This window comes from Sediminicola arcticus (assembly GCF_040566695.1).
Classification (GTDB): domain Bacteria; phylum Bacteroidota; class Bacteroidia; order Flavobacteriales; family Flavobacteriaceae; genus Sediminicola; species Sediminicola arcticus.
Map to the genome: position 1 here is coordinate 1 of NZ_JBEXAE010000012.1, position 17,567 is coordinate 17,567.

Here is a 17,567-nt window from a genome sequence, read left to right on the forward strand (position 1 = left end):
ACCCTTTTGTTATACTAAATATCTTATCTTCAAACTTAGAAACAAACATACGAGCCAAACCGTTGTGCTTCATTATGACAAACCAATAAGATTCCCGCTTTCTCGGGAAATAGAATATGATAAAATTCTTTAGAAAAATTCGCCAAAACCTAATTTCAAAAGGAAAAACTGGAAAGTATTTAAAATATGCGGTTGGAGAAATTATTCTTGTTGTTATTGGGATATTAATAGCATTGCAGCTAAATAATTGGAATGAGAGCATTAAAAAGAAAGCAGAAATCAAAAACGTTCTTGTAGCCTTACGTAACGATTTGATTCAAGATACCCTTTTAATCAAAGAAAAATTACCATTTATTACCCAGCAGTACCAGTTGAACGAATCTTTGCGAGCTAGAGTAGCAGAATCGAAGGCAACAATAGATACATTGATACTGGTGATGCGCTATGAGTTTAATCCAAATTGGAGCGCTCAGATTATTTACAACACAAATTCATATAACAGCTTAAACCAAACCGGACTACTAGAAAGCTTACCTGATTCCTTAAAGGCAACAATCAAGAATTTTTACAATAAGAAATTCTTTCTTAAAGATAAAGTGGAAAAGACTACCAACGATTATAGAGAAAAGATTACCTCCTATGTCAACACCTACACTTTTGGTTCAACAGCCATTCATGACCAAGGACCATTGATTGATTCACTTGTTTGGAGCAACATAGATAATAAGCATTTAGCTGCGACATTTCAGGGTATAAGCAACTTTAAGCGAATTCTTTTTACAGAGATCAAAGACGAATTAGAGTATTCCCTATCAAACTCCAAAACACTTATATATCAACTTGACCTTTATCTAAAAAATCAATGATAAAATTCTTTCGAAAAATCCGTAAAAACCTGCTCAGAAAAAATAAATTTTCTAAGTATTTACTGTATGCTATTGGCGAAATTATTCTTGTTGTCATTGGGATTCTAATTGCACTTCAGATTAATAATTGGAACGAAAATAGAAAGGGAAGAATACAAGAGTTATCTTCTATGAAAGAAGTCGTAGAGAATCTAAAGTATGATATGGTAAGATGTGATAATAACATCAATAAAAATGCTACAGTAATTAAAGGTCTAGACTCATTAAGAACGTCAATAAGTAACGCTATTGATGGAAATGACCAAGCAACAGATATCTATTATTATGCTTTAAAATACGGTATAGACTACAATAAGGCAGTGCTTAATAGGGCAGCATACGAAGAACTCATAAACTCGGGATCAATAAAAGCTATTGACAATAGAACATTAGTGCAACAGCTTTCCGATTATTACCAAAGGATAGCATTTACCGTTCCTGAGTTTAGACCAAAAACTGGTTATGAAAATATGCAAACCTCTAGAAAGAAGTTTATAAGTTTTAAGGGTCTAGAGCCGTTTTTACAATCATTCGATACTATAAATAAGGTTAGTTTTTCTGTTGATTACGATTTTAAAGATATTCAGCAAATGGAGCATTTAAAATTATTACAGCCTCACGAATTGGCTTTAACAGACTATTACAATGACATTGCTCAATTTCAAATTGACCTGAAGACCTATATATTCTATATGTCTTGGGTAAAAGAAGCAGCCAATGACCTAATTCTTGACATTAAAAAAGAATACCAATTAACCGATACTATAGAGTGATAAAGTTCTTCCGCAACATCCGCAAAAACCTTCTTTCGGAAGGTAAAACGACAAAATACCTAAAATATGCTATCGGCGAAATCATACTCGTGGTCATTGGGATTTTGATTGCATTACAGATTAATAATTGGAATGAAGAAAAAAAGCATCAAAAACAATTACAGATAAAAATTCATTCTATTTTGGGCGATATGCGTGAAGATGCGTTGCAAATTAAATCACTCATTGAAGACTTAGAGAAACAGAACAGTGCAGCAGATTACATTATACCTATTATGGAATCTGAGCAAAAAGTCATAACAGATTCTTTAAAATTTATTCTCGATTTCAATTCCTTTACCACGACTCCTATTCTATCACAACAAAATAATACCTGGGATTTTTTAAGTTCTAATGGAATACTTTCTGAATTAGAAGACCAAGACCTTGTAAGCTTATTAATAGATTATTACAACTACACTGATGACCTAACCATCAACTTTAACAACTCTGCAAACCCAGTACGTTTAGAACTTAGAAAGCTAAAATACGAACTTTTTAAAAACGCTGAACATCGTAAATTTTTCCCCACAAAAAAACCTAGCATTCCTAACAAAGAAGTTTACGAATCTATTTTTAGCGATAAGCGGATTTTACCCCTATGTAGATATATAGGTAGTTCAGCTAGCTATTTTGAAGGAAGATTTAAATATGCCCAAAAAAAAGCTGAAAGGTTAACAAACTATTTGGAAACACATTACTAACCGACTTATGTATGATTAAATTCCTTAGTAAAATCCGAAAAAACCTTCTCAACGAAGGAAAAACCACCAAATATTTTAAATACGCCGTTGGCGAAATTATCCTCGTGGTCATCGGAATATTGATTGCGCTACAAATAAACAATTGGAATCAAGACCGTACAGAACATAAAGAAACCAAGGTTTTATTGAGTAATCTTAGGTTAGATGTTGAAGAGAATATCAAAAACCTGAAAGACCAACAAAATCTCTTAAAGATTCGAAAAGATTGGGCAGATTTTATTCTCAAATCGCTCGATGACCAAAAGGTAATAGATTCCACAATGTTTATTACTGCCATAACGAGAGTAGGTTGGATTATGGATTATTCTCAAATGCTTCCTACCTACACTGAAATCATTAGTTCGGGGAAACTATCATACATAAATTCAGAAAATCTTAAAAAAGCATTAGCTGACTATCAATCAAAAGTTGAATTGAATCAACAAATTATATCATCCTATAATCTTGGCTTAAAGGAAACCGAAAGGTTGGCCATTGGTCACCTTAATGGAATGCCTGAAGCTTCTAATTTAATTAAACCCATCTCATCCTATCTAGGAGTAAGTTTTGATTTGAAGTCAATAGCCAAAGACACCGAATTCTATAAAAATATAAAACATATTTCTTTTCAAACCGCTGGGACTATTGATTATATAAGCGACCAGCTCATTACAAATGCAGAACGATTAAAAAGTTTGATAACCGTTGAATTTAAAAGCTATTGACCAATGATAAAATTCTTTAGAAAAATTCGCCAAAACTTGCTAATGGAAAACAAAACTGGAAGGTATTTTAAGTATGCTATTGGTGAAATTATTCTTGTTGTTATTGGAATTTTGATTGCTCTTTCTATAAATAACTGGAATGAAGAAAGTAAAGATCGCGATAAACTTCTAAACATTTATAGTCTTATTTATAATGATATTGAAGATGACATAAAAGAATTACAAAAAAATGTAGAGTTCTACAATGAAAAGAAATCTGTTTTCGAAAAAGTGGTACACGATTCCATAACACCAGACTTGTTAGACCAAGGACTTTCAAGCTTAATATCTAATAGCCCAAGAACTCTTTTAAACAAAAAAGGGGTTTCCCAATTAAGGCAATTGCAGGAAAACGATACGTTAACCTTTTACCTTAACGACATTTATGAATTTATGGATACAAGGCTGTTACCATTAGAAATTAGCATTTCAAACGAAGTCATTGACCATAAAAAATACGTGAGAGACAATCATGAATGGTATCCTGAATGGATTAACAATACCATTACACGGGATGTTGGGAGTAAAGAACTGCACGATTATTTTCTTACAAACCCAACCTATCGTAATCGGGTTGTATTTGTATACGACCAAGTTTATAACAGTTATGTTCGCTCGCTCAATGCTTTAATCAAAGGTCTGACCACATTTAAGGAAGAAATAGGTGAAATTTTAAAAAAAGAAAATGATTAAATTCTTCCGTAAAATTCGACAAAAAATGCTAAATGAAAATAAATTCAGTAAGTATCTACTTTATGCTATTGGTGAAATTTTCCTTGTAGTTATCGGAATTTTAATTGCTCTCAACATTAATAACAAAAATGAGCAACGAATAAAAGCAGAAAAACTCGACTCTATTTATATTGAAGTTCAAAGAGAATTGGCATTAAACATTAATAGAATTTCATTTTTGATTGATTTTTATGAAAAAAAAGATTCTATTAATTATTTAATATTAAACGATAAACTAACAAAGGAAGATTATATAGAAACACAGGAAATTGCTTTTTCTTTATTTAATAATATTCCATTGAATATCCAAAATAACGGTTATTCAAGTTTAATAAATGCACTTGATATTTTACCTAAAAGTTTTAGTACTGTTCTAAAAAAATTAAATATAGTTTATGACGATAACTACTTCTATATCGCTAACAATCAAGAACGATTTAATCAATTTAATTGGGACTTATTAAAAAAATTATCTGATTCAAAAAACTGGTATATGGAATTTATTAATAAAAATAATTTGAATGATGAAATTCTAGAATATTTGGTCAATGACCCCTTTTATAAAAACAAAGTGTTAGATTATAAGATACATTATAGTAATTTGTATTTACCAAGGTTCAAGAAAAATGCAGTAAAGGCATACGTAGCCTTATCAGAACTAATTGATAAGAAAGATGATATCGATACAGCCATTTATTTTCAAACGGACGAGGAATTGTCAAAATACGTTGGTGAGTTTAAAATTAATTTGAATGATGCTATATTTAATGAAGAAGAAGGAGATAATATTATAAATATTAAAATAAAAGATAGTCAACTTTACTGTATTATTTTTGGAGATATAGAACTTGAAATTTTCCCACATGCGGAAAACGTTTTCATTTTAGGTGATGATGACAATGCTAAATTTACCTTTATTCAAAATGTAAATAGCCAAATTACAGGATTTCAATTATTCAATGAATCTGTATATACAGATTGGACAAAAGTTAAATAATTAATAAAATAACCAAAGCACAACAAAGTGTATAATTAATTGGGTTTAGACTACTTACGAAAATTATCGTGGATTTTCTATTCGGTTCTTATTTGCTAAATTATGTACTAAACCACGCAACTACTGATAGTCGAGACCGTTGTACTTCATTATAACCAACCGCTAACCAATGATAAAATTCTTTAGAAAAATTCGTCAAAAAATGCTGACTGAATACAAATTCAGTAAATATCTACTTTATGCCATTGGTGAAATTGTACTTGTGGTCATTGGGATTTTAATCGCACTTCAGTTAAATAATTTGAATGAAATTGACAAGGTTAAGGACACCGAAGTAATTTATCTAAATGCCCTTCATGATGAATTCTCAAACAACCTCAAAGAGGTAGAACGAGTAATGAAACTAAATAAGCGAGGTTTGGAGATGGCTCATGGACTTTTAGGTAAAATGGGAACTGATGATCCAAATTTTACTGAAAAAGTATTTGATTCTTTAATGTATCGCACCATTTTTTCTGAAATTCAATACCGCCCTAGTCCAGGTACTCTCATTGAGTTAGTCAACTCTGGGAAACTAAGCATCATTTCTAATAGGGAGCTGCGACTAAATCTGGCCTCATGGGATGGAGTCCTTGCCAGCGTCTTGTTTCAGGAAGAAGAACATTCCAAACCTCGGTATAAATTGATTGATTTAATGAATAAATGGGGTAATGGCAGAAAGTCCTATATAAATGCATTAGGAAATAATAAATTTAGTTTGGATATCCCTAACAGTAATTTTAATTTATCTAGTCTAGTGCTATTACAGAATATTGAATTTGACAATCAACTAACCTTCTTTTTTATTACTGGATCCTTCCTGAATTCAAATTATTATTCTAGTCTGAAGAACAAAATTGAAAATACGCTTAATATAATCCAAAGTGAACTTAATCAAAGAACTAACTGAGGCTATTAATATTGCTTAATCTAAAAACCCTAGCGGATTTTCAGGCAACGAATCCTTACACATAAACATTAGCGATAATGCAAAACAACAAAAACAATAATGAAGAAATTAATATTCACCGCCACCTAAAATAGAGTTTGAACACAATGACTGAAACAGAACGAGTTGTACGAATATTTCACGAATCCTGGGATATGAAAGACCCAGACCGAGGCGCGGCTGTTATTGACGATAATTGTAAGTTTGAAGATGTTGCCCGAGATGAAGCGCAACCCGGCCCAGAAGCTTATAAGCATGATTACTATCGCTGGCGTAAGGCGTTCCCTGATGGGGAATGCAAGATAGTAAACGTTATCACTCAAGGTGATTGGGCTGTTGTAGAGTTTATCAATCGTGGTACCCACACCGGGCCGCTTAAGACCAGCCAAGGCACTTTCGCTCCCACTGGAAGAAAGGTAAAAGTTCGCTATTGCAGTGTAATGCGTGTCACAGATGGAAAGGTTGTTGAAGGTCGTGATTACTATGATTCAGCAGGAATTCTCCGGCAACTTGGACTCACAACAACTTGAAAACGAGATCTAAAGTCTCACAGAACTGAACGTGATGTAAGTAGTAAAAGAGAGAGGATTATCAATGTTGTCGAAGTCTAGGCTTCACCGTATATAGTAACCTTAATTCTCTCTTTTGTTCTTTCTGATTATACTATCAATTTAAAGAGAATCAAACTTAAGCCGTATATAGCAAATAGGGCGTTCGGTGTTTTACTAAAATTAGGTGCTATTTACAAACACCGCCAAATTTTTAATTTGGATTTTAAGATGAATAAGTTAAAAACAAAATATAAAAATGTGGCTCAGGGCAAATCCGAAAGCTTATTGCTTTCTACTGCCCTACTTGCCATATACAAAACCGTTGGTATTAATACTGAAAAATGAACAGAAAAAAAATATTGAAAGCTTTTGGAGTATTAGTTGCGATTGTATTTGCATTATTCACTTCGGGTATAATTTACTTTAATAATATTTTCTTCGCAGAAAGGTCAAAAAATCTCTCCATATTCACAGATTATCAACCAATAAAATTTGGGCTTTCTTCTTTTAAGACACCACAAGGTTTTACAATTGAAAAAGCAGCAATGGTTATCCCAGCAGAAATCGAAAAGATACCAAATAAATTATATTTTCAATTTGATACTGGCGCACCGAACACAATCATATATGAAAATTCATTTAACTCCTTAAAAAGAATTGGTCTAAACGTTGATGTTTTAGACATAGATGGAAGAACTTTTATTAATGAATTAACCATCAAACTGGGTGGGAGTGAAATGACTATTAAGATGATAGAAGTTGTGCAGTACTCAGCGGGTGAATTTTTTACGGAAAAGGACTCAATAAATTATAACCGAATAGGCTCAATAGGCACTGATTTTATAAGTGACCATTTAATAGAGATAGACTTTAAAAATTTTAAAATTCAATTTTACGAAGAAAGAGAAGACTGGATGTTGGATGGGCGAAAATTTGAATCTTTTGATTTTAGTGGTAGAAAATTGATGTTACCTTGTAAGATTGATAACAAAAAGCAAATTATGTATTATGATTCAGGTTGTAGTTCTTATGGTCTATTAACTACCAAAGGCCTTTATGAAAAATATTCTAAAGCTAATTCGAAAGAAGTAAAGTATGAAATTTCAAGTTGGGGAAGAGCGTCTTGGTGGAGTGAACCTATTCAAATACACGAAAATCTAACAGATAAATCTATGTTAATTTCAGGTCAAAATATAGCCATTAACAAAGTTGGTTATGTTGGTAATTTCGAAGACCTTCAAGGAATGATTAAGCCTTTTACTAAAATAGATGGTTGGTTGGGAAATATACCGTTTTTTGATTGCAGCCTAGTCTTTGACGCACCAAATGAAGAGTTTTTAATTGTAAAAAGATGATAGTAATAATGCCAACACGAGGCTAAAAACAATGGCGGGCTTACAGATAATTGAAATTTTACAGCTTTTTATTACCTTTATTTGGGATGGCTAATGACGCGGTTTAAATCCACCACAGTTTTTTAGCCCAATCGTTAGCTTCAATCTAAAATATTGAGTATGAAAAAAGTACTGCTATTATCAATTTCAATAATTCTATTTTCTGTTACGTCAAATGCTCAAGAAAAAACAGCAATTATTTGTGGTAAGCTTATAACTGCAGAAGATAATAAGGTTTACAACAATACTGTAATCATCATCAAAGCAGATAAAATTGTAGAAATTGGTACTAGAGAAATCATTAAGCCAGATTACAAAATAATTGATTTAACCGAATATACAGTACTACCTGGACTAATAGATGCTCATGTGCATCCATTAATATATGGTGATGATTACCAAGTAAATCATTTGAAAGGATCATCTGCCTTTAATGCCCTTAGAGGTTTGAAAACAGTGCAAAATTGGCTTAATGAAGGTTGGACTTCAATAAGGGTAGCTGGTGATGCCGATACACAATATGCCCATTTTGAAATCAGGGATGCCATAAATGCTGGTTTGTTTGATGGTCCGAGAATCTATGGCGCTGGACATTACTTGTCTGTAACAGGGGGTGGTGGTGATGTTAATTTTTTTTCACCTGATCAATCGGTGATTTCTGATGGGCTAGTAGTTGATGGCGTAGATGAGATTCAAAAGGCTATTCGGCAAGAAATAAAATATGGGAGTGACTGGATCAAGCTCCTGGTTACTGGGGCTTTTATGTCAGAAGGGGACGATCCGAAAAACGTCCAATTTAGTGATGAGGAAATAATTGCTGCAGTCGAGGAGGCAAAAAGGAGAGGTATTCCTGTTATGGCTCACGCACATGCTACTGAAGGCATCAATAAAGCAATAAAGTTTGGAGCAAGGTCCATAGAGCATGGCACCTTCCTGAACGATGAAAGTATTGATCTCTTTTTAGAGTATGATGTATTCCTAATCCCTACTGTCAGTGTAGGTGAGTATGGACTTGAAGCCTGGAAGGACAGTAAGGCACAGGCTAAAATGTATGAGTTAACTAAAAAATTTCGCGAAGACTCTTGGAAGATGTATTCGAAATCAATAGAAAGAGGTGTGAAAATAGGGGTAGGTTCTGACAATGTTGGGTTCCCTCCTAATTTTGCGGCTACGGAATTTCGGTTGCTCGTCAAATTAGGCATGACGCCTCTTCAAGCAATAATGGCAGGTACAAAGGTAAATGCAGAGTTACTTATGAAAGATGATGAAATTGGAAGCATCAAGGTCGGTAAATTGGCAGATATTATAGCCACTAAAGAAAACCCTCTTGATGATATCTCTGAATTGTCGCGAGTGGAATTTGTCATGAAAGGCGGAAAAGTCATTAAGGCAATTAAATAGAAAAGACAGAAACTAACAAAATATATAGCTCATTAAAACTCGCCATATAATTAACATTATGTCTCATTAAAATCCAACCAATATGAAAAGAACACTTATAGTTTTTATAGTAATGCTTATTTGTTTTCAATCCTACGGGCAAAATCCTAGAGCAAGAGATTTAGGAATTCCTTTTGCAGGTATAACTGGTAAGTTTAATGCTATTACAGATGTAAAAGGCGTTGAAGTTGGTTATAGTACAATTATTGAAGGGAGTGGAAAGAACATTATTGGAAAAGGTCCCATCAGAACTGGAGTCACAGCGATATTTCCAAGAGGAAAGGCTAAAAAATTTAGTCCTGTATATGCCAATTGGTATAGCCTGAACGGAAATGGAGAAATGACTGGTACAACTTGGGTTACGGAGTCAGGTTTTCTAGAAACTCCAATTATGATTACTAATACAAATAGTGTTGGTGCTGTAAGACAGGCTGTATTAAAATATTATGTAGATACAGATTGGTATAATGGGGAAGAATGGTGGTACACCTACCCAGTTGTTGCAGAAACTTATGATGGATTTTTAAATGACATTTATGGCTTTCACGTCAAGGAAAAACATGTTCTAGAAGCAATAGAAAATTCATCAAGAGGAGCTATTGCTGAAGGTAATGTCGGCGGTGGTACAGGAATGATGTGTTTAGGTTTTAAAGGCGGAACTGGAACCTCTTCAAGAGTTATACATATTAATGATTCTACGTACACTGTTGGAGTTCTTGTCCAGTCCAATTTTGGCGCAAAAAAGAATCTAACAATTGCTGGCGTACCTGTTGGCATGGAGCTCTTGAATGTAAAAGGTGAAATTTTAAAAGGTGCTCCACTATCTAACAGAAAAGAAGGTGATGGTTCTATTATTGTAATAGTAGCCACAGACGCTCCTTTATTACCACATCAATTAAAGCGCATAGCGCAACGAATACCTTTGGGAATAGGAAATGTTGGTGGGCGTGGAGCCAATGGTTCTGGCGATATTTTTATGGCCTTTTCTACGGCAAATGAAAATGCGTTTAATCGTAAAGAAAATTCATCTATAGTTAATCTTGCTAATGATATGATTAACCCGTTATTTGAAGCCACAGTTCAAGGAGTTGAAGAAGCAATAATCAATGCTATGGTTGCTGCCGAAACAATGGAAGGCATTAATGGGAATACCAGTTATCGTTTACCTCACGATGCTACTATTGAAGTTCTTAAAAAATACAATAGGTTTCAACCTAAAGTAATTATAGATACTACCCTACTTGAAAAATACTTTGGCAAGTATGAACTTGGACCTGAATTATATTTAACCATTTTTAAAGAAGGCGAAAATATATTTGCTCAAATAACTAACCGAATAAAAGTAGAATTGACGGCTGTTAATAAGAATACATTCGATGTCTTTGATTATGGTATCCGCATTGTTTTCAATATCGAAGACAATAACAATATTTCAGATCTAACAATTCTAAGTAATGGCGAACGCAAAGTCAAAAAAATTGAATAACAAGACATAACAAGGGCTATAATTCATTGTCTAGCTTATTTACTATAATTTAAACGTTTTCTTACTTTTAATCAGGCTCGAATCCAAGCTCGATTTGATTAACATCAAATCTCAACAACGGAATTTTAGCCTAAATGTTGGTAACAATTAAAATTTAAAGATGAAACAAAAACTATCACTGACTCTAATTTTAGGAACAATCCTATTAATATCTTGTAAACAAGAACAAAAAAATGAAAAAACAAATTCTGCTATAATTTACGGCGGCGGAGATATTATTACCATGCAAGGCGATTTGCCAGAATATGCAGAAGCTCTTGTTTCTAGAGATGACAAAATTTTATTCGTTGGATCATTAATGGACGCAAAAGCAAAAGCAGGTGAAGGATATGAATACAAAGACCTTAAAGGAAGTACATTATTACCTGGATTAATTGATGCTCATGCCCATTTCGCCTCCTTTTCTGCTCAAGCAATTGGTGCTAAGATATTACCTCCACCGGATGCTGGTGCAAAAGATATTCCTACACTCATAAATATTTTAAAAACCTGGAACACTTCAGAAAATAGAGCATTAACAGGCTGGATTTTTGGAATGGGGTTTGATGATTCTGTACTAGAAGAAAAACGATTTCCCACTAAACATGATTTAGATCAAGTATCTACAGAGTTTCCAATCATGATTATCCATATTTCAGGTCATTTTGCAGCTGTAAATTCTAAAGGTTTAGAATTATTAAATATTAACTCAGAAACTAAAAATCCTGAAGGGGGTATCATTAGAAGAGAAAAGGGGAATGAACCTAATGGGGTTCTAGAGGAATTAGCAGCAATTCCATACATGCTTAAAATTTTAAACCCAACAACTGAAGAAGCAGCAAATCGATTCTTTGAAGCCGGCCAGGATATGGCATTATCATATGGCTACACCACTGCGCAAGAAGGGAGAACTATGGAAAATCATGAAATGCTCGTAAATGCATCAGAAGCAGGTAAACTAAAGTTAGATGTTGTAAGCTATGTTGATTATTTGTTTGTTGATAAATACATGAGTTCTAAATGGAATAGTAGAACGTATGACAATCATTATCGTATTGGAGGAATGAAATTAACACTAGATGGTTCTCCTCAAGGAAGAACTGCCTGGAGAACACAACCCTATTTAGTTCCACCTGATGGTGCTAAAGAAGGTTATCACGGTTACCCTGCGATACCAAATGACAGTTTGGTTATTGCTATTTATGAGAAAGGATTTAAAAATAATTGGCAAATACAAACACACGCTAATGGTGACGCTGCAATGGATCAAATGATTAGAACAATGAAACCAGTAGCGGATAAATATGGGAATAATGACAGAAGAAATGTGCTAATTCATGGCCAATATGTAAGAGAGGATCAATTAGACTCCTTTAAAGAGTTAGATATAATAGCTTCTTTGTTTCCTTTGCACGCGTATTACTGGGGAGATTGGCATAAAGAAATTATTGGGGATAGCTTGGGGAATAAAATTAGCCCAACTAGAACAGCTTTAAATAAGGGGTTAAAGATTACCATTCATACTGATGCACCTGTAGCATTGCCAAACTTAATGCGTATGGCAGGAATCTCCGTTGAACGAAAATCACGTTCTGGACAAGTTATTGGGGCTAATGAAAAACTAACACCTTATGAAGCGTTAAAAGCAATTACAATTTGGTCTGCCTATCAACATTTTGAAGAACATACTAAGGGAACCTTAGAGGAAGGGAAACTAGCTGATATGGTTATTTTAGACAAAAACCCTTTAAAGGTTTCAGAAGACGTAATTAAGGAAATTGTGGTCTTAGAAACTATTAAAGAAGGAGTTTCTGTTTATAAAAAATAATTATTACCAAAACCGTATAAAATTAATTGCTAGTGCAAGCTTGCCTACGAAAATCCTCACGGATTTTCTATTTGGTTTGTATTTGCTAAATTAGGTGCTTAAACACGCAACGAAACCATACACGTATTCCAAGGTCAAATCCTAATATAAATTCAATCATTTTTAAGCTGCAAACTGCTGTATTTCAACGTATGGCGTTCCTCTTTTAATTACCGAAAAAGCTCTTGCCAAAATCTTATTTCTTACGTTATTTAAAGCCACCATTTTTGGCTTGCCTTCTTCTAATTTTCTTTGGTAATATAATTTGAGTTCGCTATCACATTGAATGGCACTTACACTTGCTAATTTCAATAAGGTTTTCATCTTTCTATTTCCGATATGATGTATTCTATTTTTGCGCCTTATACTGGTTCCTGAACTATGCTCAAAAGGAGCTACTCCGCAATAACTTGAAAACTGACGCCAACTCTCAAACTTCTTAAAGTTGTCGGTATGGTAAATCAATTGACAAGACAATATTAGCCCTACTCCTTTCATGCTGTTAAGTAAATCGTAATTACGTTGACTCGTCTTATGTTCCTTGACTAGCACTATCATACGTTGCTCAATAGCATGTATTTGCTTGGTCAGATAGTGAATTGTTTTTTCAATCGTCTTACAACATAAATCTGTTGATGGACTGTTCAATAAGTTCTGTGCTTCTTTAAGTGTACTGGTCTTACCTGTTCTATCACGTACCAGCTGTTCTCTGAAAGCTAATAACCTTCCTAGTTCTTGAAGATAGGTTTCTTTTGGACTGCTCAACTTAAGTTCTTCTTTATGAATCCATGTATATCGTGCTATCATAGCAGCATCTAGTCGGTCCGTTTTACCTCTTACGAGTCCGCTTGAACGTTTTATAGCTAATGGATTTTCTTCTATATAATCGATAGCATTCTCACTCATAAATACAGCCAAATTAGTAGAGTAATGACCTGTATCTTCAAAACAGAAAAAGTAACCGACCTCTTTTAAGTGTTGCTCTGTCCATTTTACCAATGCTACATATCCTTTGTAAGTATTGCTAATAAGCGATGTAGGCCTCTTTTATATAAATGTGCATCTATGGTCAATTTTGATACATCAATCCCTACTACGTCTTCATATTTTTCCATATTTTTAAAAGTAGTGACTAATTACATAGTCATGATTTATAAAATGTTGCAATGACTATTACCTTTAATAGGAGTTAAATCCTGGTATTCCAAATGGTCCTAAAGCAACCTAAGAAAGACAAGAGGACTGATACGTATAACGGAGCTGTAACTCCAAAGACCGTTTTAGTTCTCCTCTTGTTTCTTAGTAAAGTTAACTGACTAGAAAATATACGGTTGTAAAGTAAAGAAGACCGTTAGCGCAAATGGCGCCTAAATAAACCAAGCTATTCGGAGGGGTACGTTAAATGAAAAATCAGACTAGGGCTCGGACAAAGCCGATCCTTTTTAAATTGCCTACCAATCTGTATGCAAGTAGAACGCACTCACCCCCTAGCCTGACCTTAAAAGGGAATTTATAGAAGGCTTAAGGGAGTTAAGATGATCAGAACGCCACTATGGACTGGGCGACACCACATACGCTAACAAGGCCTATAATCCATTGTTTAGCATATTTACTACAATTCAAAAGTTTTCGTACATTTAATCCGGCACGATTCCCAGCTCGATTTGATTAACATCAAATCTCAACAACGGAATCATAGCCGAGACCGTTGGTGGTAATAAGAACAAAAAATCACATAGTCATGAGAAATATATTAATTACACTGTTTGCAATCATTTCAATATCATCAGTTCTTGCACAACAAGATAAACGTCTCAAAGGACTTGAAAAGGAATTAAATGAAATTCTTAAGGCCACAAAAATTCCCAGTTTTACTGTAGCCATTGTTGAAGGTAAGAAAATTATATACGCCAAAGGATTTGGTTACAGAGATTATGAAAATAAAATTCCAGCTGATACCAATACCTTGTATGCTATTGGTTCAAGTTCAAAAGCATTTACATCTTCAATCCTTGGCCAATTGCGACAAGAAGATAAAATATCTTTTGAAGAAAGCCCTGTAAAATACGTGCCTGATTTAAAATTTTATAATGATCAAATGAATAATAACATCATTATAAAAGATTTAATGAGTCATAGAACAGGTTTGCCACGTCATGACTATTCATGGTATCTTTTTCCAACCAACAATAAAGATAGTTTACTCCTTCGTGTTGAACACCAAGAACCGTTTATTGGTGTAAGGGAACAATGGCATTACAACAACTTCATGTTTCTAGCTCAAGGTGTAATTGCTGAACGCATTACAGGGAAAAGTTGGGAAGAAAACATTAAAGAGCGCTTCTTTAAACCATTAGGTATGACCAGATCGAGTGTTTCTATTGAAGAATTAGAGAAAAGCTCAAACGCTGCTATTGGTTATGAATTAAAGAAGGATAGTATAATAAGTAAAATGGATTATTATCATATTGCAGGAATGAGTCCAGCAGGCAGCATTAACAGTAGTGTCAATGAGATGTCTAACTGGTTGATCACTTGGATAAATAAAGGAAAGTTTAATGATGATCAGATACTGCCTGAAGCTTATATTGATGAAGCTATAAGTTCTCAAATGGTTATAAGTGGCGCCCTCCCCGATAAAGAGTTTCCAGATATGCATTTGTCAAACTATGGCTATGCTTGGTTTCTTTCATCCTATAGAGGACATTATCGAGTTGAACATGGCGGAAACATTGATGGATTTTCATCCAATGTTGCCTTCTTTCCAAGTGATAGTATTGGGATTGTAGTCTTAACAAATCAAAACGGATCAGCTGTTCCTGGTTTAGTTAGAAATACAGTTGCAGATAGAATGTTAAAAACACAAAAGACAGATTGGGCAAAAAGATTTACTGAGCGAAAATTAAAAGCAAAAAAAGAAGAGGAAGAGGCCAAATCTGAAACTACATCTTCAAAAATAGAAAACACTAAACCATCACATATTTTGCAGGACTATACAAGTAAGTATTCACATCCTGGCTACGGAGAATTTAATATAATCAATAAAAATGATTCATTATTTGCAAATTTTAAGTTAAAAACACTCTATTTAAAGCATGTACACTATGATATTTTTGAACCTTTCGAGGTGACTAAAACAGGAATTGACACTACTGACACAGGTCTTTTACGATTAAATTTTATTACTAACGATAGTGGAGAGATTTCTTTGGTTAGAATGAAAGTAGAAGGAGCTCTAGATCATCCGATTGAGTTTATACTTAAACCAAATATTATTGATGTTGACAAAGCAATTTTAGAAAAATATGTAGGCGATTACGAGTTGTCTGGGACTACAATAAAAGTGTATATTAAAAATGAAAGCAAGCTTTATCTCTTTGTTAATGGCCAGCCAGAATACGAATTATTAGCGACAGATAAACATAAATTTTCTTTTAAGACTTTGGAGGGCTATAAAGTTGAATTTGTTGAATCTGATGATGAATCCATAACTGAAATTATATTGACACAACCAAACGGAACATTTAAGGCTACGAGAAAATAACTACCACCAACACTGTGTAAAATGCATTAAAACGCATTTTACACTCGACGTTAGCCTTCATTATGACCAACCACTAACCAAATGATAAAATTCTTTAGACGCATTCGCCAGAACTTACTCATGGAAAATAAAACATCCAAATACTTTAAATATGCTATTGGCGAAATTATATTAGTGGTCATTGGTATTCTCATTGCCTTACAAATTAACAATTGGAATGAAAAACGTAAAAACGATAGCAAAATAGCAACGATTCTAAAAGAGATACAAAAAGATTTATTAGAAGATATACTTAAATCTAAAGAGTTGTTTGCTTATTATAAGACCCATGATTCTATCATCCAATTGGCTTTAGATAAAAAATTATCAAGAGAAGACTATTTGGGGAATAATAGAGTTGATTACGTAAATGTTGCCGTTGATGCATTTCACATGAAAATTCATAGCAACGGCTATAAAAAATTAACCGATAATCTAGATAATATTCCAGAGAAATATCAAGATTTAATTGCACCTCTAAATGAAATTTACACCTATGATAAATACGAAATAGACAAATTTGATGCACGAATAGATAAAGTAACCGATCGACTGATGGATGATTTTGCAGCATCTAAGACTTGGTATTATAGATGGAGCCAAAATCAAATAAGCGATGAGGCAGTCAATTATTTTTTAAATGATTCTCTTTATAAAAATGCCTTGGCAATTTATAGTAATGCCTCAATTAATTTAAGAAACAATGTCAGTAGTTTCAGTAGTCACGCCAGCGAGCTGTATAGAAATATTGCAGAGCTTACTGGTGACCCTAAAATAGTGCCAGATTTTATTCCTCACCATTTAATAGAACCCACAGATCAAGAACTGGAAGCAATTACAGGAAACTACACATTGGTTAAAATTAAAAATGATAACGGTAACATTACCCAATTTAAACACCCATTTACAGTTGCGGCCAATAAAAAAAGCATACAGATAATTGATGTAAAATATGATAATACTTATGGTGTCTATTTTAAAAGTAGTACGGAATTATATGATGAACAAGGAACTTCCCCAATCATAAAAAATGATAAAGGTGAGGTTGTAAGTATACTATTAAGGTTTATAAATGCTGAATATGAACTCATAAAAATGGAATAGAAAATTTTCCGCCTCGAAATTACAATGACTAAATTGTTTAAATTGAGTCCCGAATTCACCGACCGAAAATAACGATAGGCTAACAAAGAACTGAGGTAAAAAACAAATAAATTCTTCCTTACTATTCTAGGCTCAAAGATGCTAAAATCTGATTCTTTGAGC

The 17,567-nt window shown here is 33.6% G+C and carries 15 protein-coding genes; 14 read left to right on the plus strand and 1 reads right to left on the minus strand.

The features are described from left to right. Positions 1-116 precede the first annotated feature (116 nt). From ABXZ36_RS15530 to ABXZ36_RS15585, 12 genes are all read left to right on the plus strand, one after another. Positions 117-866, plus strand: a complete 750-nt coding sequence (locus ABXZ36_RS15530) for a DUF6090 family protein (RefSeq protein WP_354616600.1) — start codon at positions 117-119, stop codon at positions 864-866. Next, a complete protein-coding gene (locus tag ABXZ36_RS15535; RefSeq protein WP_354616601.1) occupies positions 863-1,678 on the plus strand; it encodes a DUF6090 family protein in 816 nt (271 codons plus the stop codon). Before ABXZ36_RS15530 ends, ABXZ36_RS15535 begins: the two co-directional genes overlap by 4 nt. 89 nt (positions 1,679-1,767) lie before the next feature. Next, the gene (locus ABXZ36_RS15540; protein WP_354616602.1) at positions 1,768-2,421 is read left to right on the plus strand and encodes a DUF6090 family protein; all 654 of its coding nucleotides are present in this window, start codon (positions 1,768-1,770) and stop codon (positions 2,419-2,421) included. Positions 2,422-2,432: 11 nt separating this feature from the next. Beyond that, a complete protein-coding gene (locus ABXZ36_RS15545) occupies positions 2,433-3,185 on the plus strand; it encodes a DUF6090 family protein (RefSeq protein WP_354616603.1) in 753 nt (250 codons plus the stop codon). Between the two features lie 3 nt (positions 3,186-3,188). Further along, a complete protein-coding gene (locus ABXZ36_RS15550) occupies positions 3,189-3,917 on the plus strand; it encodes a DUF6090 family protein (protein ID WP_354616604.1) in 729 nt (242 codons plus the stop codon). After that, complete coding sequence (locus ABXZ36_RS15555; protein ID WP_354616614.1) at positions 3,910-4,953, plus strand: hypothetical protein; 1,044 nt, start codon at positions 3,910-3,912, stop codon at positions 4,951-4,953. Before ABXZ36_RS15550 ends, ABXZ36_RS15555 begins: the two co-directional genes overlap by 8 nt. Positions 4,954-5,122: 169 nt before the next feature. Next, positions 5,123-5,902, plus strand: coding sequence for a DUF6090 family protein (locus tag ABXZ36_RS15560; protein WP_354616605.1), 780 nt, complete (start codon positions 5,123-5,125; stop codon positions 5,900-5,902). 146 nt (positions 5,903-6,048) lie between these two features. After that, positions 6,049-6,471, plus strand: a complete 423-nt coding sequence (locus tag ABXZ36_RS15565; RefSeq protein ID WP_354616606.1) for an ester cyclase — start codon at positions 6,049-6,051, stop codon at positions 6,469-6,471. A 362-nt stretch (positions 6,472-6,833) separates the two neighbouring features. Continuing rightward, a complete protein-coding gene (locus tag ABXZ36_RS15570; RefSeq protein ID WP_354616607.1) occupies positions 6,834-7,847 on the plus strand; it encodes a hypothetical protein in 1,014 nt (337 codons plus the stop codon). A 159-nt stretch (positions 7,848-8,006) separates the two neighbouring features. Continuing rightward, the gene (locus ABXZ36_RS15575; RefSeq protein ID WP_354616608.1) at positions 8,007-9,287 is read left to right on the plus strand and encodes a metal-dependent hydrolase family protein; all 1,281 of its coding nucleotides are present in this window, start codon (positions 8,007-8,009) and stop codon (positions 9,285-9,287) included. 82 nt (positions 9,288-9,369) lie between these two features. Beyond that, complete coding sequence (locus tag ABXZ36_RS15580; protein WP_354616609.1) at positions 9,370-10,812, plus strand: DmpA family aminopeptidase; 1,443 nt, start codon at positions 9,370-9,372, stop codon at positions 10,810-10,812. 160 nt (positions 10,813-10,972) lie between these two features. Next, positions 10,973-12,679 carry an amidohydrolase gene (locus tag ABXZ36_RS15585; RefSeq protein ID WP_354616610.1) on the plus strand — a complete coding sequence of 569 codons (1,707 nt, stop codon included), beginning with the start codon at positions 10,973-10,975 and terminating at the stop codon, positions 12,677-12,679. 162 nt (positions 12,680-12,841) lie between these two features. Here the strand turns inward: ABXZ36_RS15585 and ABXZ36_RS15590 are convergent, their stop codons facing one another. After that, on the minus strand, positions 12,842-13,717 hold the full coding sequence (locus ABXZ36_RS15590; protein WP_354616611.1) for an IS110 family RNA-guided transposase: 876 nt from the start codon (positions 13,715-13,717) through the stop codon (positions 12,842-12,844). Between the two features lie 742 nt (positions 13,718-14,459). Between ABXZ36_RS15590 and ABXZ36_RS15595 the strand changes: the two genes are divergently transcribed. Next, entirely contained in the window at positions 14,460-16,262 is a 1,803-nt protein-coding gene (locus tag ABXZ36_RS15595; protein WP_354616612.1) for a serine hydrolase, read from the plus strand. A gap of 120 nt (positions 16,263-16,382) precedes the next feature. Beyond that, positions 16,383-17,405, plus strand: coding sequence for a DUF6090 family protein (locus tag ABXZ36_RS15600; RefSeq protein WP_354616613.1), 1,023 nt, complete (start codon positions 16,383-16,385; stop codon positions 17,403-17,405). Positions 17,406-17,567 lie beyond the last annotated feature (162 nt).